The sequence below is a fragment of the Streptomyces sp. NBC_01232 genome, assembly GCF_035989885.1.
In the GTDB taxonomy this organism is placed as follows: domain Bacteria; phylum Actinomycetota; class Actinomycetes; order Streptomycetales; family Streptomycetaceae; genus Streptomyces.
Map to the genome: position 1 here is coordinate 2,741,559 of NZ_CP108518.1, position 21,933 is coordinate 2,763,491.

General features: G+C 71.0%; 24 protein-coding genes and 1 tRNA gene. 9 read left to right on the forward strand and 16 right to left on the reverse strand.

From position 1 onward, the window contains the following. Positions 1 to 107: 107 nt before the first annotated feature. Positions 108 to 689, reverse strand: coding sequence for a TMEM165/GDT1 family protein (locus OG444_RS12840; RefSeq protein WP_327262302.1), 582 nt, complete (start codon positions 687 to 689; stop codon positions 108 to 110). 610 nt (positions 690 to 1,299) lie between these two features. On the opposite strand from OG444_RS12840, the gene OG444_RS12845 reads away from it, so the two are divergent. From OG444_RS12845 to OG444_RS12860, 4 genes are all read left to right on the forward strand, one after another. Then, positions 1,300 to 1,944: an HNH endonuclease family protein gene (locus OG444_RS12845; protein ID WP_327266761.1), complete on the forward strand. Its 645-nt coding sequence runs from the start codon at positions 1,300 to 1,302 to the stop codon at positions 1,942 to 1,944. 94 nt (positions 1,945 to 2,038) lie between these two features. After that, positions 2,039 to 3,697, forward strand: a complete 1,659-nt coding sequence (locus OG444_RS12850) for an alkaline phosphatase D family protein (protein ID WP_327262303.1) — start codon at positions 2,039 to 2,041, stop codon at positions 3,695 to 3,697. Positions 3,698 to 3,894: 197 nt separating this feature from the next. Further along, positions 3,895 to 4,530, forward strand: coding sequence for a DedA family protein (locus OG444_RS12855; RefSeq protein ID WP_030757731.1), 636 nt, complete (start codon positions 3,895 to 3,897; stop codon positions 4,528 to 4,530). A gap of 177 nt (positions 4,531 to 4,707) precedes the next feature. Continuing rightward, entirely contained in the window at positions 4,708 to 5,262 is a 555-nt protein-coding gene (locus OG444_RS12860) for a hypothetical protein (protein WP_327262304.1), read from the forward strand. 12 nt (positions 5,263 to 5,274) lie between these two features. Here OG444_RS12860 and OG444_RS12865 read toward each other — a convergent pair whose 3' ends face one another. Both OG444_RS12865 and OG444_RS12870 read right to left on the reverse strand, forming a co-directional pair. After that, on the reverse strand, positions 5,275 to 5,499 hold the full coding sequence (locus OG444_RS12865) for a DUF2277 domain-containing protein (RefSeq protein WP_266484671.1): 225 nt from the start codon (positions 5,497 to 5,499) through the stop codon (positions 5,275 to 5,277). A 15-nt stretch (positions 5,500 to 5,514) separates the two neighbouring features. Further along, complete coding sequence (locus OG444_RS12870) at positions 5,515 to 6,159, reverse strand: TRADD-N-associated membrane domain-containing protein (protein ID WP_327262305.1); 645 nt, start codon at positions 6,157 to 6,159, stop codon at positions 5,515 to 5,517. 126 nt (positions 6,160 to 6,285) lie between these two features. Here OG444_RS12870 and OG444_RS40755 point away from each other — a divergent pair, with 126 nt between their 5' ends. Then, positions 6,286 to 6,360 (forward strand): 50S ribosomal protein bL37, encoded by a 75-nt coding sequence (locus tag OG444_RS40755; RefSeq protein ID WP_100661309.1) that lies wholly within the window; start codon positions 6,286 to 6,288, stop codon positions 6,358 to 6,360. Positions 6,361 to 6,423: 63 nt separating this feature from the next. On the opposite strand, the gene OG444_RS12875 is transcribed toward OG444_RS40755, so the two are convergent. The 3 genes from OG444_RS12875 to OG444_RS12885 form a co-directional block, all read right to left on the reverse strand. After that, entirely contained in the window at positions 6,424 to 7,029 is a 606-nt protein-coding gene (locus tag OG444_RS12875) for a DUF4352 domain-containing protein (RefSeq protein WP_327262306.1), read from the reverse strand. Positions 7,030 to 7,511: 482 nt separating this feature from the next. Continuing rightward, complete coding sequence (locus OG444_RS12880) at positions 7,512 to 7,991, reverse strand: HIT family protein (RefSeq protein ID WP_327262307.1); 480 nt, start codon at positions 7,989 to 7,991, stop codon at positions 7,512 to 7,514. A gap of 218 nt (positions 7,992 to 8,209) precedes the next feature. Continuing rightward, positions 8,210 to 8,284: transfer RNA gene (locus OG444_RS12885), tRNA-Val, on the reverse strand. Positions 8,285 to 8,389: 105 nt separating this feature from the next. On the opposite strand from OG444_RS12885, the gene OG444_RS12890 reads away from it, so the two are divergent. The 3 genes from OG444_RS12890 (at position 8,390) to OG444_RS12900 (ending at position 10,660) form a co-directional block, all read left to right on the forward strand. Further along, a complete protein-coding gene (locus OG444_RS12890) occupies positions 8,390 to 9,634 on the forward strand; it encodes a hypothetical protein (RefSeq protein ID WP_405788753.1) in 1,245 nt (414 codons plus the stop codon). Between the two features lie 228 nt (positions 9,635 to 9,862). Further along, complete coding sequence (locus tag OG444_RS12895; protein WP_327266763.1) at positions 9,863 to 10,408, forward strand: DUF4383 domain-containing protein; 546 nt, start codon at positions 9,863 to 9,865, stop codon at positions 10,406 to 10,408. Between the two features lie 33 nt (positions 10,409 to 10,441). After that, positions 10,442 to 10,660: an FmdB family zinc ribbon protein gene (locus OG444_RS12900; protein WP_327262308.1), complete on the forward strand. Its 219-nt coding sequence runs from the start codon at positions 10,442 to 10,444 to the stop codon at positions 10,658 to 10,660. A gap of 65 nt (positions 10,661 to 10,725) precedes the next feature. On the opposite strand, the gene OG444_RS12905 is transcribed toward OG444_RS12900, so the two are convergent. Genes OG444_RS12905 through OG444_RS12920 form a run of 4 tightly spaced genes read right to left on the reverse strand, consistent with a single transcriptional unit; the run spans position 10,726 to position 15,929 of the window. Beyond that, positions 10,726 to 11,385, reverse strand: a complete 660-nt coding sequence (locus tag OG444_RS12905) for an O-methyltransferase (protein WP_327262309.1) — start codon at positions 11,383 to 11,385, stop codon at positions 10,726 to 10,728. Next, positions 11,382 to 12,212 (reverse strand): HAD family hydrolase, encoded by an 831-nt coding sequence (locus OG444_RS12910; protein ID WP_327262310.1) that lies wholly within the window; start codon positions 12,210 to 12,212, stop codon positions 11,382 to 11,384. The genes OG444_RS12905 and OG444_RS12910 overlap by 4 nt, the downstream gene beginning before the upstream one ends. Beyond that, complete coding sequence (locus OG444_RS12915) at positions 12,209 to 14,710, reverse strand: phosphoribosyltransferase (protein ID WP_327262311.1); 2,502 nt, start codon at positions 14,708 to 14,710, stop codon at positions 12,209 to 12,211. The genes OG444_RS12910 and OG444_RS12915 overlap by 4 nt, the downstream gene beginning before the upstream one ends. Before the next feature lie 52 nt (positions 14,711 to 14,762). Then, positions 14,763 to 15,929 (reverse strand): HpcH/HpaI aldolase/citrate lyase family protein, encoded by a 1,167-nt coding sequence (locus tag OG444_RS12920; protein WP_327262312.1) that lies wholly within the window; start codon positions 15,927 to 15,929, stop codon positions 14,763 to 14,765. A 194-nt stretch (positions 15,930 to 16,123) separates the two neighbouring features. Here OG444_RS12920 and OG444_RS12925 point away from each other — a divergent pair, with 194 nt between their 5' ends. Beyond that, positions 16,124 to 16,882, forward strand: a complete 759-nt coding sequence (locus tag OG444_RS12925) for a TerD family protein (protein ID WP_327262313.1) — start codon at positions 16,124 to 16,126, stop codon at positions 16,880 to 16,882. Positions 16,883 to 16,999: 117 nt separating this feature from the next. Here the strand turns inward: OG444_RS12925 and OG444_RS12930 are convergent, their stop codons facing one another. From OG444_RS12930 to OG444_RS12955, 6 genes are all read right to left on the reverse strand, one after another. Beyond that, on the reverse strand, positions 17,000 to 17,740 hold the full coding sequence (locus OG444_RS12930) for a TerD family protein (protein ID WP_327262314.1): 741 nt from the start codon (positions 17,738 to 17,740) through the stop codon (positions 17,000 to 17,002). Between the two features lie 123 nt (positions 17,741 to 17,863). Next, complete coding sequence (locus OG444_RS12935) at positions 17,864 to 18,976, reverse strand: DUF475 domain-containing protein (protein ID WP_327266764.1); 1,113 nt, start codon at positions 18,974 to 18,976, stop codon at positions 17,864 to 17,866. A gap of 33 nt (positions 18,977 to 19,009) precedes the next feature. Beyond that, complete coding sequence (locus OG444_RS12940) at positions 19,010 to 19,585, reverse strand: TerD family protein (RefSeq protein WP_327262315.1); 576 nt, start codon at positions 19,583 to 19,585, stop codon at positions 19,010 to 19,012. A gap of 271 nt (positions 19,586 to 19,856) precedes the next feature. Next, positions 19,857 to 20,432 carry a TerD family protein gene (locus OG444_RS12945; protein WP_030009302.1) on the reverse strand — a complete coding sequence of 192 codons (576 nt, stop codon included), beginning with the start codon at positions 20,430 to 20,432 and terminating at the stop codon, positions 19,857 to 19,859. A 167-nt stretch (positions 20,433 to 20,599) separates the two neighbouring features. Continuing rightward, entirely contained in the window at positions 20,600 to 21,058 is a 459-nt protein-coding gene (locus OG444_RS12950; protein ID WP_327262316.1) for a peroxiredoxin, read from the reverse strand. Positions 21,059 to 21,208: 150 nt separating this feature from the next. Further along, complete coding sequence (locus tag OG444_RS12955) at positions 21,209 to 21,634, reverse strand: DUF3052 domain-containing protein (protein ID WP_327262317.1); 426 nt, start codon at positions 21,632 to 21,634, stop codon at positions 21,209 to 21,211. Positions 21,635 to 21,933 lie beyond the last annotated feature (299 nt).

The following is a 21,933-nucleotide window of genomic DNA, read 5'->3' on the forward strand; positions in this document are numbered from 1 at the left end:
TATCGGTCACGCGCCCGAGCGTGACCCGCGCCTTCACCTCCCGCAAGGAAATATCCGCCCGCCTCCCGGCCCGCCCCTCCCGCCCCGCCCGGCCCCCTCCCCGTCCGTCAGCCCGCGATCGCCTCGTACAGCGAGAACGCGGCCAGTGCCGCCATCACGGCAGCCGCGATCTTGGTGATGAGCCGCAGGGGCACGTACTTCATCAGGGTGCGCCCGCCCAGGATGCCGATGCCCGCGACCGCCCAGAGGGCGAGCACGGCGCCGATGCCGACCGAGACGGGGTTGTCGTACCGGGCGGCGAGATTGGCGGTCATGATCTGGGTCAGGTCACCGAACTCCGCCACCAGGATCAGCATGAAGCCCGCCCCGGAGACCTTCCAGAAGGACTGGTCGGCGGGCGGCTTGATCTCCTCGTCCCCGTCGTCCTTCTTCAGGAGCAGCATGGCCGCGCCCGCCAGGAAGAGGATGCCGACGACGGCCTGGACGAGCCGGTGCGGGAGCAGCGTGAGGACGCTGCCTGCGGCGATGGCGAGTGCGACGTGTACGGCGAAGGCGGCTGCGACGCCCGCGAAGACGTAGGAGGCGCGGTAGCGCGTGCCGAGCATCAGGCCGGCGAGGGCCGTCTTGTCGGGGAGTTCGGCAAGGAAGACGACGCCGAAGGCGATCGCCGTGATGCTGAAGCTGAACACGGGGGTGGAACCTCAATCGGTCGGGCAGGACGCCATCGGGACCGAGAGACCTGGGGTGTTTCAGGGGTCGCTTCGGCTCGGCGGCGCCCTGGCTTGCGCATGCGCGTACGAAACGCGCCTGCGCCTGAACAGGACACTGCGGCCGAAGGTCTCGCTGGCCGGCCGCTGTCCGCGGCCTGCCTCCGGGCGCCGGCTGGGGTGACCCAGCAGTATGTCGACGGTCCGGCGAAGAGCTACTCCCCTTCTGCTCCGAACAGGGTACGCGACGCCCGCCACCGGCCGGAATGGGCCTTTGGTCCTCCCGCGACCCCGGATCCGGCGCGCCCCGGCCTTCCCCTGCCGGACCCCGAGCCCCGCTCCGCCCCTCGCCCGGCCCCACCGCTCGCCCGCTCCTCACCCGGCCCGTCCCACCCGGCGCCGCCCGCCCCCACCATCGGAATCTCAAGTTCCGTTTAAATCGGCCTCGTTGACGACTTGATGTGACGTGCTCATGTCGCCAGGCTGTCACCTGGCGCCCATCCCCGCGATACCCGGCGCCGCCAATATGGCCACGCCCCGCCGGGGTCGCACGGCCCAACCCCCCGCACCCAGGGAGCCCCTCATGGCACTCATACCCAGCATCTACGCGCGTCGAATTGGCGTGCTCGCGTCAGCAGCGGCGCTCGCCGCGCTGACTTCCCTTCTCAACGCCCCGGCCGCCCAGGCCGCCCCGCCCACCCCCATCAGCGCCTCGGCCGCCCGCGCCTACCTGGCCACGGTCACCCCGAAGACCGAGGGATCAACCAGCGGCTACAGCCGCGACCTGTTCCCGCACTGGAGCACCGTCTCCGGCAGCTGCAACACCCGCGAGACCGTCCTCAAGCGGGACGGCGTCAATGTCGTCCAGGACTCCGCCTGCGCCGCGGTGAGCGGAAGCTGGTACTCCCAGTACGACGGCGCCACCTGGACCGCGGCCTCCGACCTGGACATCGACCACGTCGTCCCGCTCGCCGAGGCCTGGCGTTCCGGTGCCAATTCCTGGACCACGAGCAAGCGCCAGCAGTTCGCCAACGACCTCACCCGCCCGCAGCTCATCGCGGTCACCGACAACGTCAACCAGGCCAAGGGCGACCTCGACCCCGGCAAGTGGCTGCCCTCGCGGACGGCCTACCGTTGTACCTACGCACGGATGTGGGTCAACGTGAAGCAGTACTGGGGTCTGAGCATGGACTCCGGCGAGAAGACGGCCCTGGTCAACATCCTGAACGGCTGCTGACCAAGCCGGCCGATCTTTCCCCCGTCAGGGGGAGGCGTGGCTCCCCCCACCCGTCGTACCGTGATCGAAGGGGATACGGAGGAGGGGGAGTTGGATGGCCGGACTGCGTCTGGGACCACTGCTGCGCCACGTCGACTGGGACACGGGCGCCTCGGCCACGATATGGGTCGAGGCGGACCGCCCGTGTACGGCCGAGGTGCGGTGCGCCGACGGGGCGGGCGGCAGTGCACGCACCTTCCAGATCGCCGGCCACCACTACGCACTGGTGCCGGTGACCGGCCTCACCCCGGGCACGACCACGGCGTATGAGGTGCTGCTCGACGAGCGGCCTGTGTGGCCGCTGTCCGGCAGCGGCTTCCCGCCGAGCACGATCACCGCTCCGGCCGTGGCGGGTCCCGGCCGTCCCGGGCCCGGGCTGCGCGTCACCTTCGGCTCCTGCCGGCAGGCCGCGCCGCCCGCCGGCCGGCACGGGCCGCACGGCGCGGACGCGCTCGACACCCTCGCGGTGCGGCTGGCCGCCGACCCGGAGGCCGAGCGCCCGGACATCCTGCTGCTGCTCGGCGACCAGGTGTATGCCGACGCGCTGTCCCGCGAGACACGGCAGTGGCTCGCGGCCCGGCGGGATCTGCGGGAGCCGCCGGGCGCCCAGGTCGCGGACTACGAGGAGTACACCCGGCTCTACTACGAGTCCTGGCTCGACCCGGACATCCGCTGGCTGCTGTCGACGGTGCCCAGCCTGCACATATTCGACGACCACGATGTCATCGACGACTGGAACACGAGCGCGGCGTGGCTGGCGGAGATGCGGGCGACGCCCTGGTGGCGCGAGCGTGTCCTCAGTGGGCTGATGTCGTACTGGGTGTACCAGCACATGGGCAATCTCTCCCCCGCCGAGCTGGCTGCCGACGGGCTGTACGAGGCGATACGGCAGACCCCGGACGGGACGGACGTACTGCAGGCCTTCGCGTCCGCGGCGGATGCCGATCCGGGCACGGTGCGCTGGAGCTACCGTCGCGACTTCGGCCGGACCCGGCTGCTGATGGTGGACACCCGGGCCGCGCGGGTGCTGGCCGAGGACGGGCGGGCGATGCTCGATCCGGCGGAGCAGCAGTGGCTCCGGGAGAACGCCCTGGCCGGGCACGGGGGGTACGACCACCTCCTGATCGGGTCCTCGCTGCCGTGGCTGATGCCGCCGCTGATCCACGATGCCGAGACGTGGAATGCCGCGCTGTGCCGTGGTGAGCGGGGTCCGCGTTGGGCGAGGATCGGGGAGGACCTGCGCCGGCGCAGCGATCTGGAGCACTGGGCGGCGTTCCCGGCCTCGTTCGCGGCGCTGACCGATCTGATCGAGGAGGTCGGGACGGGGCCGCGGGCTCCGGCGACGGTGTGCGTGCTGTCCGGGGACGTGCATCACGCGTATGTGGCCGAGCCTCGAATAGCGAGTACGGCGCAGGTGTTCCAGCTGACGTGCTCGCCGGTTCACAATTCCATCCATACCGCGGTGAAGTGGGGTTTCAGGCTGGGCTGGTCCCGGACGGGGCGGTGGCTGGGGCGCGGCTTCTCCCTGCACGCGCGTACGGGGCGGCCGCCGGTCAACTGGCGGCGTACGGGTGGGCCCTGGTTCGGCAATCAGCTGATGACGCTGGCCCTGTCGGGGCGGACGGCACGGCTGCGGCTGGACCAGGCGCGCAAGAAGCGTGCGGGAGCAGTGCTGGTGACGGTGCTGGACCGGGATCTGACGGCGGCGGAGTAGGAGCTGCGGCGGGCTCCGGCTGTGCGGGGCGGTGCGGTGCGGCGGACCCGGCGCGGCGGTGGTGCGGGAGGCGCCCCGGGCGTCCGGGGTGCCAACGCCGGGCGTACGCTGTATGGCTGTCAGCCGCTCCTGCCGCTCCCCCGCGACGTCGCGGCGCTTCATGCCGCAGCACGTCAACCGGACTGGGGAGTCCCGCTTTGTTTGAGACGCTGGGTTCGCTGACCGCGAGCCCATGGATCTACGCCCTCGTGGCGCTGTCCATCGTGCTCGACGTGTTCCTCCCGGTGCTCCCGAGCGGGGTTCTGGTGATCACCGCTGCGGCGGCCGCTGCGGCCGCCGGGGCGGCGGGACCTGTGCCGGTTCCGGTGCCCGAGCAGGTGCCGGACATCCTGCTCCTGCTCGTGATCGCCACGACCGCTTCGGTGCTGGGTGACATGGCCGCGTTCCGGCTGGGCCGGCGTGGTGGAGCCCGGCTGGACCGGGCCATCGCCCGTTCCCGTCGGCTGACCCGGGCCCATGAGCGCCTCGGTACGGCTCTGGCACGCGGGGGTGGCGCCCTGGTGGTGATCGCCCGCTTCGCCCCGGCCGGACGTTCGGTGGTGTCCCTGGGGGCGGGCAAGACCCAGCGCAAGGTCGCGGAGTTCCTGCCCTGGTCGGTCCTGGCGGGCATGGCCTGGGCCGGCTACAGCGTGGCCCTCGGCTACTTCGGCACCCAGTGGCTCGGTACTCAGTGGCTGGGCACCGCGCTCTCGGTGGTCGCCCTCTTCGCCGCGGGCGCCCTGGCGGCGTTCCTCGTGCGCCGGCCGCCGCCGGCCGCGGCGACGGCGGCGTAGGCCGTTCGCCGCGCACGGGGCTCGGCTCCCCCGTGCGGAGCAGTGGCTCACCCGTTCACCCGGCCCCGATCGCCGCCCCCGGCCCGGGCTCCTAGCGTCCAGAGCACGGTGCGCTCCGAATCCGCGTCACATCCGTGGCCCGGCCGCGCCGTTTCGACGAGCCGAGGAGTCCTCTCCATGCCCGCCAAACCGCCCCCCGCCCCGGCAACCGCACCGTTCGCACTGGCTTCCGCACCGGCATCCGCATCGTCCGCGGCAGCGCGCCGTCTGATGACGGTCGCGGCCGCGACCCTCATCGCCGCTGCCGCCGCTCCCGCCACCCTCGCCTACGCCATCCCCTCCGCCACCGTCTCCCCCACCGCCGTCGCCCCGGGCGGGCGGGTCGCGCTCAATGTCGCGGGATGCGGCACGCAGGTCGCCCGGGTCACGTCGACCGCCTTCTCTGAGGTACGGCTGACCCCGGGCAACCCGGCGGCCGCCAACCTCATCGGCAGCGCCACCGTTTTCAACAACGCCCCCACGGGAGCGCACCGCGTCCTCTTCGAGTGCGGCGGCCCCGGCGGTGAGCGGGTCACCCTGTCGCTGCAGGTCACCACGGGGGCGGCGCGTGGTGGCACGGGCGGCAGCATCGGTTCGATGAGCCCCGGGCAGATCGCTCTGGGCAGCGCCCTCACCGCGGGCGCGCTGGGCGCCGGAGTGTGGGTGATGCGCCGCCGCGCGGCGGCCTCGTAGGCCGTGTCCGGGTTATGCCGGGGCGGCCTGCCCCCGTACGTGCACCCCGTCGAGCAGGGCCGCGGTGGCCTCGGCGACGGCGTCCACCGCCGCCTCGAACACCTCGCGGTTGTGCGCGGCGGGCACCCGGAACCCGGACACCTTCCGTACGTACTGCAGGGCGGCGGCGCGGATCTCCTCCTCGGTCGCCTTCTCGGGGATGGCGGGCGGGCGCAGGGTCTTAATGGAACGGCACATACCCCTACTATCCCGCTAGCGGGGCAGCTCGGCCCCGGAAAGTTTCATGATCAACCCGGCTTGGAGCCGGGCCCTGAGCCCCGGATCCTCGACCGCCTCCAGCAGCTCGATGGCCTGCTGGGTCGTTTCGACGGCCCGCCGGTCGTCGCGCAGCGAGGCGGTCTGTTCGGCCATGTGCTTGAGCGCGATGTCGGCCCGCCGGTGGAAGAGCTGGCCGATCAGGGTGGTGACCACTCCGGCCGAGCTCGTGACGATCCCCAGGTACAGCTCCCCGCCGGCCTCGGCCTTCCAGACGGCCAGCCCCACTCCGAGGAGCAGGATCGCCGCCCCGACCCCGGCGAACCGCTGGCTGGTCGCGAAGCTGCTGCGCGCCTGGGTCAGCCCGTAGGCGTAGTACTCCACCAGAATCGGCGTGAAGTCGTCCCGCCGGTCCCCGGACCGCGCCGCGGGGTGCTGAATCCCGCCGACGTCCTCGAACTTCCGGGCTCCCGGGATCACGGTCGGCCCACCGGCCTCGGCCGGCTCGGCCAGGCGCTCGAGCAGCCGCGCCCGCTCCTGGTCCCGCTTGCGCTCGAACCCCGCCCCCAGGGACCGCTCCATCAGCGCCAGCACCCCGGCGACCACGGCCACGACCAACCCACCCCACGCGAGCTCGCCCATCCTCCGACGATCCCACGCCCCGAACCGGCGGCCAAGAGAGCGTCCGCCTCCCCAAATGCGGATGAACCCCACCGAACCTAGACTGACCGAGGCATGAACCTGTCGCCGACGAGGGAGACCACGACCATGGCGAAGCGAGGCAACAAGCGTCGGGCCCGCAAGAAGAAGAAGGCCAACCACGGCAAGCGCCCCAACGCCTGAACCGAAAGGCCCCCGACCACCCGTGGCCGGGGGCCTTCGCGTTTCAGTTCCTCGTTCGGCCCACTAGCGTCGGGCGGTCAGATCGGCCGTGGTACCGCCGCTGATCAGCGAGTCGTGCAGCTCGATGCGGACGGGGTCGGCTCCCTCGGGGATGTCGAAGACGACGATGCCGTCGACGGCGTTGCCGGGGTTGATCTGCTCGAGGAACGACTCGCTCCCGTCGATGAGCAGCGATGCTCCGACGTCCGCGCTGTACTTGCTGCCGTTGCGGTCGATGAGCTTCTGGTCGGACCCGTCGAAGATCTGGGCCCTGTCCCCGATGTTCCTCACGGTCATGTGCACGAGGAAGAACTGGCCTTGTGCATCCCGGCCGTACGCGCCGCCTCCGACATGGCTCACCCCGGGCTGGAGCCTGGTGACCGTGAACTCGAACTTGCCGTCCCGGACCGGCTCTCCGAGGCCGGGCGTGGGCTCGGACTTCGTGACCGCCTTGGCCGACGGTACGGCGGCAGGCTCCTTGCCGCCGACCGATCCGGCGATCCCGAAGGCCACGAAGAGGGCGGTGACGGCGAGCAGCACCGTCAGCAGCGGATGCCGGGAGAACCACGTGCGTCTGCCCGGCGGACGCTCCGGGGCGGGCCCCCACTGCGGCGGTGGCTGAGGGCTCACGGCGACCTCCGGGCTCGGCCCTGCGGATCCCATTGTCACGCCGCGGGACCCACCCGGCGCCCCGAGCCCTTCCGCCGCTCTGCAGGGCCGAGGAACCACAGTGCGTCCGCACCGGAGACCGCGGTCGGGCCGGAGCACTACGGGCCGGTGACCGCGAGCGCGGAGCGGTTGGCCTCGGCCTGCGCCGACAAGTCGCCCAGCGGGCAATGGATGCGGGCCCCGGGGATGGGGTCGAAGTCCCGAACCCGAGGTGCCGTGGCGAGGTGGTCGGGGGGACGATGCCCCTCGCCTCGATCAGACTCCAGCCGGCCTGGACCGCCGCGGTCTCCCCGTCTCCGGACGAGACCCGCAGGAGCCGATGCGCAGCCTGAGGTCCTTGTGGGCGCCCTTGGCGGAGACGCGACCGAAGTGCAGCGCGATCCCTGCGGGCATGGCGGCTTCTTCCGTACAAGTACGGGTCGGACGCAGGTCGCCGTCCGCCGTCACGCGTCGGAGCGCAACTGGTCCAGCTCGCTGCCGATCGTCTCGCGCAGTCCGTCGTGCTGCGGGCCGAGTGCGTGCTGCTCGTCGCTCCAACTGCTGGGCGGATAGAGCCATACCGGCTTCCGCACCAGGTCGGACGGCTCCCACTCGAACCGCGGCCAGACGTGCGCGTGCAGGAAGCCGTCGGTATTGCCCAGGATCTCCAAGTTGACGCGGCGGAAGGCCCCGTCGAGCCGACGGCAGGCCCGCTCGACCGCTTCTCCCAGTCGGTCCATGTCGGACAGGAACGCCAGCCGCCTGCCCTTGGTCAGGTCCGACAGCCTCTCCACCGCCGGATCGTCGACCAGGAGCACCGAATAGCCCGGCAGGAACTGCACGTCGCCGATCACTGCGAACCCGGCGTCCAAGCGCCTGAGCACCGAAGGGTTTTCACCCCGCAGCGCAGTTCCGATCCGGTCCGCCCGCCAGTCAACAGTCATGGCCAGAACCTACCCGGATGTGATCACTCAGCGCCCCGGGGCACGCCGACGGCCGCCATCCGCCAGTCCGGGAACACGGGACGGCAGCCTTGCCGACCACCGCCCACGCCCCGCCCCACCCCGTCCCGCAGAGTTCTCAGCGCCCCCAATCCGCTCCCGCAGGTGTCAGATCCGGACGCAAAAGGCCCCCCGCCATGATCGGCGGGGGGCCTTTGTGCTGGTGGGCGCGGACGGTTTCGAACCGCCGACATCTGCTTTGTAAGAGCAGCGCTCTACCCCTGAGCTACGCACCCGTGGATGAGTGGACAGCCTACATGGCGGGCGCACCCCCCACGCAAACCCGTTCGCGTGGGGGAGAATGGATCGGGGCATGGCGGACGCGGTACGGGAGAGGGATTGTGACGACGGCATCCCGGCGGTGGTTCGGCGGGCGGGACGAGAGTCGGCGGGCGGATGCGCAGGCGGCGAAGGATGCCGCCGCGGCCGCGTTCTACGAGCTGGATACGGCGCAGCGGGATCTGCGGATTTCGATCGAGACGATCGCCGCGGCGGACGGGTCGCCCGCCGCGCGGCAGGCGACCGAGGGGTTCGCCGCGCTCGGGCAGCGGATCGACCAGGTCAGTCATGTCTACATCGAGGCGGTCGACGCGCACGACCTGGACCGGGCGGAGTTGGAGGCCTCGGCCGCCACGCGCGCGCGGGAGCAGCTGACCCGGGCCCGCGATGAGCTGGTGCGGGTCCAGCGGGAGCTGGAGCGGTTCGCGCAGGGGCTGCAGCCGCTGCTGGACAAGGCCGAGACGCAGCTCGCGCGGGTGGCGCCGGCCCGGGAGCGGGCCAGGGCCGCGCTGCTCGGGGCCAGTGACGCGCTGGACGCCGTACGGGCCAAGGGGATGCGGGCCGATGATCTCGCGGCGCGGCTGGCGGCGCTCGGTCCGGAGCTGACCATGCTGAACCAGGGCGCGGCCCGGCACGGGGTGCAGGAGACCGTGCAGCGCGCCGACCGGATCCTGCGCGACGCGGAGGCCATACGGGCCGAGGCGGCGCGGCTGCCCGAGCGGGCGGCGGAGATCGACCGGCGGCTGGTGAGTCTGCGGACGCGGGCGCAGGCGTTGCGCAACCGGGCGGACCGGGTCGATCCGGTTCTCAGTGAGCTGCGGCGGCGGTTCAGCGCCGCGTGCTGGCAGGACCTGCAGCACGTGCCGGACCAGGCGGTACGGGACGTGGCGCGGGCCGAGGAGCAGCTGCGGGAGGCCGGCCGGGCCCGGGACGAGCAGCGCTGGGCCGATGTGGCGGCGCTGATCGAGGCGGTCCGCGGCTCGCTGGACGCGACCGACGAAGCGGTGTCGGCGGCACAGGACCGGCTGACGCGGCTGGAGGCGGTGGCGCGGGATCCGCAGGCGGAGGTGGACCGGACCCGTTTCGCGATCCGGGATGCGCAGCGGCTGGCGATGGCGGGGCGCAGTGTGCCGGATCCGCGGCATGCGCGGCCGCTGGACGATGCGGTGGCGCGGGTGAGCCGGGCGCTGGAGGGCCTGGAGGGCCGGCACCCCGATTACTGGGCGTTCCTCCATGAGATGGAGGACGTGCGGGCCGCCGTGAACCGGGTGGTGGGCGGGATCCGGGCGGAGCTCGGGCAGGGGTAGCGCACGGGGCGGTCGCGGCGGATGCTGGGAGGTGCCGGGAACGGACCAGAGGAGGGCACCATGGCTGCCCACACGTCCCACAAGCCCCCCGTGACCCATGAGCCTTATGTGGCTCATGCGGCGTACGGGTGCACCGAGCCGCACGAGCACTACGCGCCCTACGTGGCCCACGAGCCCGATCCCGATGCCCCGCCCGAGCCACGCCTCGCCGACACGGTCTCGCGGCGCATGGAGCGCGCCCTGCATCCGGTCAACGCACGGCTCGACGATCATCTGCCGACCGACCACAAGCTCAGCAAGGTCTACCGGATCGGTGCGGGACTGACGGGTCTGCTGCTGGTGGTGTTCGGGATCCTGGGGCTGATCAACCGGATCGGCTTCTTCGACACGGGCGGGGACACGGTCCTCGCCCTGAGCACCAACGGGGCGCTGAGCGTCCTGTCCATCTGCATCGGCGCGCTGCTGTTCTACGGGATGGTGGTGGGCGGCACGTTCGCCTCGACCCTGAACATCGTGCTGGGCGTGCTGTTCATCGCGAGCGGCTTCGTGAATCTGGCGCTGCTGGACACGGGGCTGAACTTCCTGGCCTTCGAGATCCAGAACGTGCTGTTCAGTTTCGTCGTCGGCGTGATGCTGATGTGGTTCGGGATGTACGGGCGGGTGGGTAGCGCGCTGCCGCACGACAACCCGTACTGGCGGGCTCGCCACCCCGAGCAGGCGGCTCGGGAGGACCGGTCGTACCGGGCCGGCCCGCGGCGCACGAGCGGGACGTAGCGCACGGCGGCCGGGCGCGCTTAGCCTGTGCGCATGCCTCGATACGAATTCCGCTGCCGGACCTGCGACGACACCTTTGAGGTCAGTCGGCCCATGGCCGAGTCCTCCGCGCCCGCCGACTGCCCGGCGGGGCACTCCGACACCGTCAAGCTGCTGTCCGCCGTGGCCGTGGGCGGCGCGAGCAGCGCCCCCGCGCCCGCGATGGGCGGCGGGGGCGGAGGCGGCTGCTGCGGTGGCGGCGGCTGCGGCTGAGTCCACGACCGCAGCCGGACCCGCACCCGGAACGGGACCCGAGGCCGGACCCCGCGCCCGGACCGTCAGTTCTTGCGCGACAGGGTCAGGCCGTCCGAGATCGCCAGGAGGACGGAGTCCATCCGCGGGTCCGCCGACACGTGGTCGTTGAAGGCGCGGACGCCGGCCGCCGCGCCGGTGGCCGACTCGTCGAGGACCGTGCCGTGGTACAGCGTGTTGTCGGTGACGATCAGGCCACCGGGACGCAGCCGCGGCACGAGCTCCTCCCAGTAGGCGATCTGGCTCTGCTTGTCCGCGTCCACGTACGCCATGTCGATGTGCGGTTCCGCCGGCATCGCGCGCAGGGTTTCCAGCGCCGGTGCGATGCGCAGCTCGATGCGGTCCGCGACGCCCGCCTCCTCCCAGGCCTGCCGGCCGTACTGCGTCCACTCCTCGGAGACGTCGCAGGCGATGAGGCGGCCGTCCGCCGGCAGCGCCTGGGCCATCGACAGGGCCGAGAAGCCGGTGAAGGTGCCGACCTCGACGATGTGGCGGGCGCCGGTCAGCCGGACCAGGAAGGCCAGCAGGGGTCCCTGCTCCTCCGCCGACTGCATCCCGGCCACGTCCGGGAACTTGGCGTACGTCGTCGCCACCAGCCCCCGCTGGACCCGGTCCAGCGGGGGGTTGTGGTCGAGCATGTACCGGTACAGCTCGTCCGTGATCTTGGTGCTGTTGCCCTTGGTCATACGTCCAGTCTGCCGAGTCGGGCGGCTTCCCGGGCGAATGCGCGCACGATTTCCTCGCCCGCCAGGACGCCCGCCGTGGCCAGCGCGGTCACCGACGGCGCCGTCCAGGCCGCGTCGGCCAGTTCGCCGTGGCCCGGGCGCCAGCCCGCGTCGGCGGCCAGCAGCAGGTCCGCGTCCAGCAGGGAGTCGCCGGCCGCGAGGGTCGTGGTGGCTCCGGTACGGCGGGCGACCTCGTGCATCGCCGCGCTCTTGGTGAGCGGGCGCGGGACCGCGTAGATCTTCCGGCCCTGGAGGGAGACCGTCCAGCCGCGGGCCTCGGCCCACTCCGTCAGGGCCTTGAGCCATTCGTCCGGGACCAGGGCCCGCTCGACGACGAGGTACGCGAAGAGGTCCTCCGCCAGCCGCGCCTTGCGCAGCCAGGCCGGGTCGGCCACGGCCAGCAGGTGCTGGTGGACCTCCTCCAGGGGTGCGCACTCCTCGGCGAGGCGCGCCGCGACCTGCCGCCGCCAGTCCCGGTCGGGCACGCCGTCGACGAGCAGCTGCCCGCCGTTGGCGCAGATGGCGTAGGGGGCCGGGCGGCCGGGGAAGCGGATGCGCTGGTACTGCTTGCGGGTACGGGTGGTGGTGGGGACGAACACCACCGAAGGGTCGGCCGTCAGCTCCGCCAGCAGTCCCGCCGCCGTCTCCGTCATGTAGGACAGCGGCTTGCTCTCGTGGACCTCGACGCACAGCAGCCGCGGGGCCACCGGGTCGGGCATGGTCAGACCGAGGGCGGCCGCCGAGTAGATGAGCGTACGGTCGAGATCACTGGCTACGAGGACAGTCACTTCGAGGCCACAGCCTTTCCGTCGGCGCCCGTGGCGCCGCGCGTGTATCGGGGGTGGATGAGTCCTACGCACGTGTAGGGCAGTCCGTCGACCTCTTCCACCGGGACGCCGCGCTGCTCGGCGAGCAGCCGTACGTGGTCCAGATCGGCCCCGGCGCCACGCTGCGCCAGGATTTTCCACGGCACCCTGCGCAGCAGGACGCGGGTGGTCTCGCCGACGCCGGGCTTGACGAGGTTCACGTCGTGGATGCCGTACTCCTCACTGATCCGCTCGACCGCCGCCCAGCCCTCCCAGGTGGGTGTGCGGTCGGCCGCGAGGAGTTCCTTGACCTCCTCGGCGACCGCGTCGGCCACCCCGTCGAAGTGGGCGGCGACGGTGTCGACGAATGCGACGGAGACGTCGGCTCCGGCGAGCTCGCGGTAGAACTTCGCCCCGTGGAAGTCGGCGGGACCGACCAGGTCGGACCTCAGAACCGTACGCGATATGAGACCGGACACCGTGGAATTGAGACAGGCGGAGGGGATCAGGAAGTCCTCACGGGTGCCGTAGGTGGGCACGCAGGAGCCGGGGTCGGCGAGGACGACGATCTCCGGGTCGAAGCCCGGGAACTCGTCCAGGGCGACCTTGAGCTCGCGGGTGATGGCGCCCTTGCCGGTCCAGCCGTCGACGAAGACGACATCGGCCGGGTCGTGGTGGGCGGCCAGCCAGCGCAGGGCGTTGGCGTCGATGCCGCGGCCGCGCACGATGGAGACGGCGTAGTGCGGCAGGTCGAGGCCGTGGCGGGCGCGGGCCCAGCGGCGCATCAGGACGCCCACGGGGGTGCCGGCGCGGGCCAGGGAGACCAGGACCGGGGACGGGGAGCGCTCGGCGAGGACGGTCTCGGTGACCGTGCCGACGGCCCGGGCCACGCGGACGGCGGAGGCGGCGAGCGCGCTCGCGTACAGCTCCTGGTACTGGGGGGACGGCTGGTACTCGACGGGGAGGGACTCGGCGTAGTGGGCGCCACCGGCCTGTATCGCCTCCTCGCGCTCCTCCGTCGGTGCCTCCAGCTCGACGTCGGAGAAGTCCTGGAGCAGCCAGCCGACGTCCTCGGGGGCGTACGAGGAGAAGGCGGGGCCGCGCAACGGCTCGCGCGTGATCGGCTCGGTCGGCTCGGTCATGATCGGCTTCGGCTCCCGCCGGTCGGGTACGTAGGACGGGACGACGGCCAGGACGACGCGGCCGGTGTGCGGGGCGAGGGCCGCCAGCAGTCCGGTGTGCAGCTCGGGGGTGTCCCCGGCCGAGTCCACGACGGCGACGACGGCGTCGAAGCCGGCGCCGTCCGTGCCGCGGACGTTGTAGGCGTAGCGGTCGCCGGGGCCGTCGGCCGGGGCGTCGTGGGCCGGGAACACCAGCCGGGTGCGGATGGCGTAGCCGGGGTCGTCCACGGCGAGCACGGGCGAGCGCGTGGTGGTCGAGAAGCGGACCTCGCGGGCCGCCCCCGCCTCCTCAAGGGCCTTGGCGAGGCGCAGCGGCGCGTACATCAGCTCCTCGTTGCCGAGTACGAGGACCCGCCCGGGTTCGGTGCCGAGCGCGGCGGAGAGCCGGCCGGCCAGCGCGGGGAGAGCGGCCTCCAGTGCCGTGCGGTGGGCGGGGGTGAAGCCGTGGCGTCCGCCGTCGGGAACCCCCGCCGGCCAGTGCAGGTCGACGCGCGTGACCGGCTGCGGGCCGTCTGCCGGGGCTCCGCTGCCCGAAAGCGGGAGGGGCTGATGCGGCTCGGCCTGGGCCTCGTACTCCTCGACCAGCGCCCGGCCCCTGTCCAGGACACCGTCCGGGAGGGACACGGTGCCCGAGGCGAGGGCGATCAGGTCCACGCGCGCGCCCAGCTCGGCGGCGAAGGCGGTGAGCCGGTCACGGTCGGCGGCGGAGCGCATGTCGACGAGGGCGACGACCACGTAGTGCGGGCGCGGGTGGCGGGCGTGCAGGTCGCGGATGGTGTTCAGGACCGTGTTGCCGGTGGAGAACTCGTCGTCGACCAGGACCAGGGGGCCGCTGCCGGCGAGCAGTCGCGGGTCCTCGGGGAGCAGCAGGTGCGAGGTGGCGTGCGAATGCGCCTCCTCGAAGCCGCCGGCCGCCTCCACGCCCGGCACGGGCCGGCGGGTGGAGTGCAGGTAGGGGGCCGGGCCCAGACCGTCGGCCACGCAGTGGCCGAGGCCGGTGGCGGTCTCGGCGTAGCCGAGGACCACCGCGGCCGCGGCGGCCTCCTCGCCGAGCAGCGCCCGTACGCGTTCACCGAGCCCGAAGCCCGCGGCGTACACGACCTCCGGGGACTGCGGGACGTGCTTGCCCAGCACCTGCGAGACCAGCAGGTGCGCCCGCTTGGGGTTGCGCCGCAGGGCCAGTCCGAGCAGCTCCGTCAGCCGCGGACTGCCACCGGAATCCTCCAGGCTCACGCCCAGCCGGTCCGCGACCCAGGTACCCGACCACACCGCTTCGATCGTCTTGCCTTTCCTCGTCATCGTCATTGTCCGCGCCCGGGCCCGCGTCCGCCTGTGCGTCCGTGGGGGCTGCTCACACCTGGAGCCCGGCCGTCAGGAGGTCGACGAAGCCGACCTCCTCCTTCGCCACACCGAAGACCTCGGCGCGCAGCATGGTGCGCTCGGCCCAGGCCCGGTGGGGCTTCACCTCGTTCATCTTGTTCGTGTAGGCGCTGCGCATCACTCCGCCGCCGCCGCGCTCGGGCCGCAGGATGTCCTGCGCGTCGCAGAACTCCTCGTGCGAGACCACCGACAGCGCGTGCACGGGCGTGACGTGGGCGGGGTGGATGCAGGTCTTGCCGAGCAGTCCGTTGGCCCGGTCCAGTTCGATCTCGCGCAGCAGTCCGTCCAGGTCGTGCTCGATCAGGGCGGTGCGCAGTTCCTCCACGCCCTCCTCCAGGAAGGGGCTGCGGCGCAGCTGGGGCTTGAAGAGGCGCTGCTGGCTGCGGAAGTACTCCCAGACGGGCCCGGTCACGGTGAAGCCGGTGCCGTCGGCGCGGCTGAGGACGTTGACGACGTCCGCGATGACGCCCGCGACGATCTGGACGTCGTACGCGGTCATGTCGGGCGTGCGCCGCAGGCCGTAGGCCGAGCAGAAGTCGGTCACGCCGAGCCGTAGCGCCAGGACCCGCTCGCGGTGGCTGTTGACCGTGCGGGAGATGCCGGCGAGGGCCAGGGCGCGGGTTTCGAGGTGGAGGAGGTCCGGGGTCTCCAGGACGGGCATGGCATACAGGCGGGGCAGGCCGCAGGCCGCCTCCGCCTCGGCGACGGCTTCGAGGAAGGCGATTCCCCGGTTCTCGTCGAACTTCGGGAGTACGAATCCGGACAGCCGCCGCACGGAGCCGCCCAGCCGGCGCACCAGGTCGGGAATCTGCTCGGGCGTGCGGACGCGGATGAAGAGCAGCGGGAGCTCCGCCGGGTCGGCGTCGAGCTCGGCGAAGTGCCGGACGAGGTTCTCCTCGGCCCCTGCGACATCGGCGTCGCTGATGGAATCCTCCAGGCAGAGGACCATGGAGACGACTCCGCGGGCCGCCTGCTTGCGGATGTCCGCGGCGAGCGTGGGGCGGGTGGCCGGGCTGTAGAGCGTGGCCCCCAGGGCCGCTGCGAGGACGCGGGAAGGCGAGGCGCCGGTGAATTCTGCCGGTTCCTGGTGGAAGAGATCCTTCCGGACAGTGGGCCTTATGTGCCCAAAGTGACGCATGTGCTTCCCCCGTACTGCCTCGGCGGCCCAACTGGCATGGCCGGTAATAGTACGTACGAACGTGAGTCAGGAGTTCCTCAAGCACATGAAGTTCAGGTAACCCTCTTGCACCATGCCCAGGTCTCGCGTTCGAGACAAGGCCCTACGGGGGGCCGCATTGTCGCTGTCCACCCCGGGAGGGCAGGATGACGTGCATGACGCACGCGATGCAGAAGGGCTCGAACATCCCGGTGGCCGCCGTGGCGGTCCGGGCGGTGCTGCGCTGGACCGGCGGCCCCGAGGTGCCGGACGTGGACGCCTCGGCGCTGCTCGTCGGCCCGGACGGCCGGGTGCGTTCCGACTCGGACTTCGTCTTCTACAACCAGCCGCGGCACCCCTCGGGAGCCGTCTGGCGGCTCGGCAAGAAGCAGATCGGCGACGCGATCACCGACGCCGTCCAGGCGGACCTGCGCACGGTGACCCCGACGGTGGACCGGATCCTGGTGGTCGCCTCCGCCGAGGACGTCCCGTTCCGCCGGGTCCACGACCTGCGGATCCTTCTCTACGACGCCACCGTGACCGGCAGCTCCGAACCCCTGGCCTACTTCGACGTACGGCCCGAGACCGGCGCGGAGACGGCCCTGATCTGCGGGGAGCTGTACCGGCGGGGCGAGGGGTGGAAGTTCCGGGCGCTCGGCGAGGGCTACTCCGACGGGCTGGTGGGTCTGGCGACCGACCACGGGATCTCGGTCGACGAGAACGCCGCCGAGCCCGACGCGAGCCCGGCCGCCGGGGTGGCGGCCGACGGCGCCTCCGAGCAGACGGCGATGATGGCCCCGCCCACGCAGGCCCCGCCGCCCATCCAGCCCGCGTACGGGTACCCGCAGCCGGTGTCCCCGGCCCCGGTGCCGGGGCCGGGCGGCGACCCGTCCTTCCGGCTGCCGGTGCAGGGCCCGCAGTTCATCCGCCACTGACGCCGCTGACGCCGCTGACGTCACGGACATCCCTGATGTCCGTGGCCTCTCCGGCATCGCCGACACCGCCGGCGTCGCCGAGGGCCCCGGGGACGCTGTCGCGTCCCGGGGCCCCGGTCAGCTCTTGGTGCTCTTGTAGCCCCGCCCCCACTGGAGCCCCCAGCCGTACAGCCGGTCGAGCTCGGCCTGGAACCCGTACACGAACTTCACCTCGCGCCGCACGACGAGCTCACCCTTGACCTTCTCCAGGGAGACGACCGCGCAGGAGCGGGCCTGTGGCTGCCGCTCGTCCAGCGGGATCTCGATCCTCGGCCCCGTGACGGGGTAGAGGGTCACCATGGCGTGTGTCCGGTCAAAGGCCGGGGTCTGGTCGTAGATGTAGACGAAGACCAGCAGTCGCTTGATCTCGTCGGCGTGGTCGAGGTTGACGTAGAGGGTCTCCCCCGACGCCGAGCCGAACCGGTCGTCCCCGCTGAGCTTGACGTACGGCGGGTCGTTGAGGTCGCCCAGCAGGTTCCCCAGCGGCTGCACGGCCCCGCGGGTACCGTCCGTCAGCTCGTAGAGGCAGCCCATGTCGAGGTCGACGTTGACCATGCCCTGGGTGTGTGCCTGGACCATGTCCGGCTTGAACAGCTTGAACGGATGCCGGAAGAGCTGGCCGCTCTGGCCGGAGCGGCCGCCGATGTCCGAGGTGCGCATGCGCCAGGACAGATTGACGCGCAGATTGCCGTGGACGGCCCCCTGTTTGGTGAGCGACACCGTCGAATGTCGTTTCGTCAGCTCGATCGCGTTCGACGAGGCATTGCCCGACTGGAACTGCACGGCCCGGCTGCCCAGAATGCCGTCGAAGAAGCCCATCCCCTACCCCCCTTGGTCCCCTGATCCCCTGATCGTTCCGAGCCTACGGAAGCGGGGCGGCCCGCCGGGTCCGTGAACCCGGTGGACCGCCCCGCAATGGAGCGTTCCGCATTACCGCCGCGGTCATGCCTCGGCGGTGGAACCCTCCAGTTCCATGCGCTTGTTGCGGCGCACCGAGGACCAGAAGGAGGCGGCGATCAGCACCACGCCGATGAGGCCGGTGATGATCTCGCTGATCTCGTGCTGGATGGTGACCAGCAGGATGACCGCGAGGGCACCGATCGCGTAGTGCGCACCGTGCTCCAGGTACACGTAGTCGTCCAGGGTTCCCTGGCGGACCAGGTAGACCGTGAGCGAACGGACGTACATGGCACCGATACCGAGGCCGAGCGCCATCCAGAAGATGTGGTTGGTGATGGCGAAGGCGCCGATGACCCCGTCGAAGGAGAACGAGGCGTCGAGGACCTCGAGGTAGAGGAAGAGGAAGAACGCGGCCTTGCCGGCCAGACCCACCGCGGAGACGGGCTTGCCCGCCGCCTTGGCCTTCTCCTCCTCCTCGTGCTCGCGCTCCTCTTCCTCCTCCAGCTTGTCCTCGAAGTACGAGGACAGGCCGCCGACGATGAGGTAGGTGATCAGGCCGGCGACGCCGGCGAGCAGCACGGTGGCGGACTTGTCCGCGTGGCCGGTGCTGGTGTGGGCGTTGACGGCGAAGGTCATCGCGGAGACCAGCAGCGCGATCAGGGCGATGCAGACCGACAGCATGTCGACCTTGCCGAGCTTGGCCAGCGGACGCTCAAGCCAGGCGAGCCACTTGTGGTCCCGCTCCTCGAAGATGAAGTCGAGGAAGATCATCAGTAGGAACATGCCACCGAAGGCCGCGATGGCCGGGTGGGCGTCGGTGACCAGGGCCTCGTACTGCTCGGGATGGTCGAGCGCCAGCTCGATGGCCTCGATGGGCCCGACCTTGGCGCTGATGGCGACGATCGCCACCGGGAAGACCAGCCGCATTCCGAAGACGGCGATCAGGATGCCGACGGTGAGGAAGATCTTCTGCCAGAAGGCATTCATCTTCTTCAGAATTCCTGCATTGACGACCGCGTTGTCGAAGGACAGCGAGATCTCGAGGACCGACAGGATCAGTACGACCCCGAACGCCTCCCACCCCCACTGCCACGCGGCAAAGGCGAGGCCGAGCGCCGTGATGGCGAACGACCAGCCGAAGGTTTTCAGAACCACTGGCACCTGGCACCCCATGCGTCTTGTACGGCTTTACGAAACGTTGACCCCGAAGTCTAGAGCGATGCCCCTGAGCCCCGACGCGTACCCCTGTCCCACTGCACGGAACTTCCACTCGCCGCCGTACCGGTAGACCTCACCGAAGATCATCGCGGTCTCGCTGGAAGCGTCCTCGGAGAGGTCGTAGCGGGCCAGTTCCTGGCCGTCGGCCTGGTTGACCACGCGGATGAAGGCATTGCTGACCTGGCCGAAGCTCTGCCGGCGGGCGTCCGCATCGTGGATCGAGACCGGGAAGACGATCTTGTCGACGGCCTCCGGCACTTTGGTGAGGTCGATGATGATCGACTCGTCATCGCCTTCACCCTCGCCGGTGAGGTTGTCCCCGGTGTGTTCGACGGAGCCGTCGGGGCTCTTCAAGTTGTTGTAGAAGACGAAGTACTCGTCGCCCAGCACCCGGCCGCTGTTGCACAGCAGCGCGCTGGCGTCGAGGTCGAAGTCTGCTCCCGTGGTCGAGCGCGCGTCCCATCCGAGACCGATCAGAACCCTGGTGAGGTTCGGTGCGGCCTTGGAGAGGGAGACATTGCCCCCCTTGGCGAGTGTGACGCCCATGTTGTGGTCCTCCCCGGACGACGGTGTGGCGGTGTGGCGGAGTGCCGTGGTGACGGGTGTGGCGGTGGTGCAGTGCTGCGGTGGTGCGGTGCTTCCGTAGTGCGGTGGTGCGGTGCTTCCGTCCTGCGGTGGTGCAGTGCCGCGGTCCTGCCGTGCTGCGGGCGTGACGCGCCTTGCGGTGCGCCGGCCGCGGTGGCGGTGCCCGCGGGTAAAGCCGGTCCGGCGCCGTACACACAGTGCACGGCGCCGGACGGACGAACTGCTCTCAGGCTCAGACGTTGACGCCGAAGTCCTGCGCGATGCCGCGCAGGCCCGAGGCGTAACCCTGGCCGATGGCGCGGAACTTCCACTCCGCACCGTTGCGGTACAGCTCGCCGAAGACCATCGCGGTCTCGGTCGAGGCGTCCTCGGAGAGGTCGTACCGGGCGAGCTCGGTGTTGTCGGCCTGGTTCACGACGCGGATGTACGCGTTGCGGACCTGGCCGAAGCTCTGCTGGCGGCTCTCGGCCTCGTAGATCGAGACCGGGAAGACGATCTTGGCAACGTCGGCCGGGACGCCGGCCAGGTTGACCTTGATCGCCTCGTCGTCGCCCTCGCCCTCACCGGTGGTGTTGTCACCGGTGTGCTCCACCGAGCCGTCGGGGCTCTTCAGGTTGTTGAAGAAGACGAAGTTCGCGTCGCTGGTGACCTTGCCCTGGTCGCTGGTCAGGATCGCGCTGGCGTCGAGGTCGAAGTCGACACCGGTGGTGGTGCGAGCATCCCAGCCCAGACCGACGATGACCGCCGTCAGGTTAGGCGCGGCCTTGGTCAGCGAGACGTTGCCGCCCTTGCTGAGGCTGACTCCCACGGGTCCTCCATTGGGTTCTGTGTGTGGGGCGGTGCCCCGTCGTGCAGGGGGCCCTCCCGGTCGTGACCGGGGGAGCTACCGGATCAACGTTTCGATCCTAGTGACGGGTTCCCGCCTGGAAAGCGGTTTTCGCAGGGAAACTGCGTGGACGGCCCGCGCGGGCACGCTCAGAGACTGTCGAGTGCCTTGATGTACTCGTTCAGGTCACGTGCGTCGGGCAGTCCGTTGACGACAGTCCAGCGCACGATGCCGTCCTTGTCGATGATGAAGGTGCCTCGGACCGCGCATCCCTTGTCCTCGTCGAAGACCCCGTACGCGCGGGAGGTCTCCCCGTGCGGCCAGAAGTCCGACACCAGCGGGTACTCCAGACCCTCCTGCTCGCCGAAGACCCGCAGGGTGGGCACCGAGTCGTTGGAGACGGCGAGGAGCTGCACGTCGTCGTTCTGGAAGCGCGGGAGCTGATCGCGCAGCTCGCACAGCTCGCCGGTGCAGACACCGGTGAAGGCGAACGGGTAGAAGAGCAGCACCACTGCCTTCTCGCCCCGGAAGTCGGAGAGCCGCACGGTCGCACCGTGGTTGTCCTTGAGCTCGAAGTCCGGAGCCTTGTCGCCGACCTGGATCGCCATCTCTCGCTTCCCTTCGTTCCTGCATCCCTGCGTTGGGCTGTTCGGGTGGGTCCAGCCTATGGGGACCGTGTCCCCGGAACGCACGCACCCCGCCGACCCGGATGGAATCCGGCCGGCGGGGTGCGTGTCCGCTTGGCTGCGGGGCGCGGCTCAGCGCTTGGACTTGGCCACCTTGGGCGTGGCCAGCTTGGTCGCCGTCCACTCCTTGCCGATGGGGAGACCCTTGGCCAGCGAGAGGCCCGCGGTCTCGGCCGCCTCGCTGATGTCGCTGGCCTCGACGAAGCCGGGCTTGCCGGTCTTCGGGGTGACCAGCAGGATCAGGGCGTCGTCCTCGACGAGCTCGGTGGCATCGACCAAGGTGTCCGTCAGATCGCCGTCGTCCTCCCGGAACCACAGCAGCACCGCGTCGGCGACGTCGTCGTAGTCCTCGTCGACGAACTCCTCGACGAACTGCTCGACGGCATCACGGAAATCCTGATCGACGTCGTCGTCGTAGCCGATCTCCTGGACCACCTGTTCGGACTGGAAACCCAGCCTGGCGGCCAGGTTCTCCGCGTGGTCCGCGGTCGCGCTCACGGGGTGCCTCCTGCTCATGTTCGGTGAATGTCTCTCGGCGGCGCGCGTACGCGCAGCATTGGGCGTAGTCCACACGGGCGCGGCGGATCGCGCAAGTACCCGGCCGCCGAGACCGTCGAAACGGTGACGATTACGGCCGTCTCGCCGCAACTTTCAGCCTCCCCGTGTACACCTCTCGTGATTCATCCCACACCATTCCAGCTCATTCGGCATCATCGTCGACGCTTGATGCCTTTCCTACCTGTTTGAGGGACGAACGGCCTTGCGAAGCGAGCGCCCGGCTTGGGCGTAAGGTGCGG

What these genes read in the sequence shown, in the direction of transcription:
- OG444_RS12850 (WP_327262303.1), top strand. Translation starts at nt 2,039, where the DNA reads ATGGCCGGACTGCGTCTGGGACCACTGCTGCGCCACGTCGACTGGGAC.
- OG444_RS12860 (WP_327262304.1), top strand. Translation starts at nt 4,708, where the DNA reads ATGCCCGCCAAACCGCCCCCCGCCCCGGCAACCGCACCGTTCGCACTG.
- OG444_RS12865 (WP_266484671.1), bottom strand. Translation starts at nt 5,499, where the DNA reads ATGTGCCGTTCCATTAAGACCCTGCGCCCGCCCGCCATCCCCGAGAAG.
- OG444_RS12870 (WP_327262305.1), bottom strand. Translation starts at nt 6,159, where the DNA reads ATGGGCGAGCTCGCGTGGGGTGGGTTGGTCGTGGCCGTGGTCGCCGGG.
- OG444_RS12880 (WP_327262307.1), bottom strand. Translation starts at nt 7,991, where the DNA reads ATGACTGTTGACTGGCGGGCGGACCGGATCGGAACTGCGCTGCGGGGT.
- OG444_RS12895 (WP_327266763.1), top strand. Translation starts at nt 9,863, where the DNA reads ATGGAGCGCGCCCTGCATCCGGTCAACGCACGGCTCGACGATCATCTG.
- OG444_RS12900 (WP_327262308.1), top strand. Translation starts at nt 10,442, where the DNA reads ATGCCTCGATACGAATTCCGCTGCCGGACCTGCGACGACACCTTTGAG.
- OG444_RS12905 (WP_327262309.1), bottom strand. Translation starts at nt 11,385, where the DNA reads ATGACCAAGGGCAACAGCACCAAGATCACGGACGAGCTGTACCGGTAC.
- OG444_RS12915 (WP_327262311.1), bottom strand. Translation starts at nt 14,710, where the DNA reads ATGACGAGGAAAGGCAAGACGATCGAAGCGGTGTGGTCGGGTACCTGG.
- OG444_RS12920 (WP_327262312.1), bottom strand. Translation starts at nt 15,929, where the DNA reads ATGCGTCACTTTGGGCACATAAGGCCCACTGTCCGGAAGGATCTCTTC.
- OG444_RS12925 (WP_327262313.1), top strand. Translation starts at nt 16,124, where the DNA reads ATGACGCACGCGATGCAGAAGGGCTCGAACATCCCGGTGGCCGCCGTG.
- OG444_RS12930 (WP_327262314.1), bottom strand. Translation starts at nt 17,740, where the DNA reads ATGGGCTTCTTCGACGGCATTCTGGGCAGCCGGGCCGTGCAGTTCCAG.
- OG444_RS12940 (WP_327262315.1), bottom strand. Translation starts at nt 19,585, where the DNA reads ATGGGCGTCACACTCGCCAAGGGGGGCAATGTCTCCCTCTCCAAGGCC.
- OG444_RS12950 (WP_327262316.1), bottom strand. Translation starts at nt 21,058, where the DNA reads ATGGCGATCCAGGTCGGCGACAAGGCTCCGGACTTCGAGCTCAAGGAC.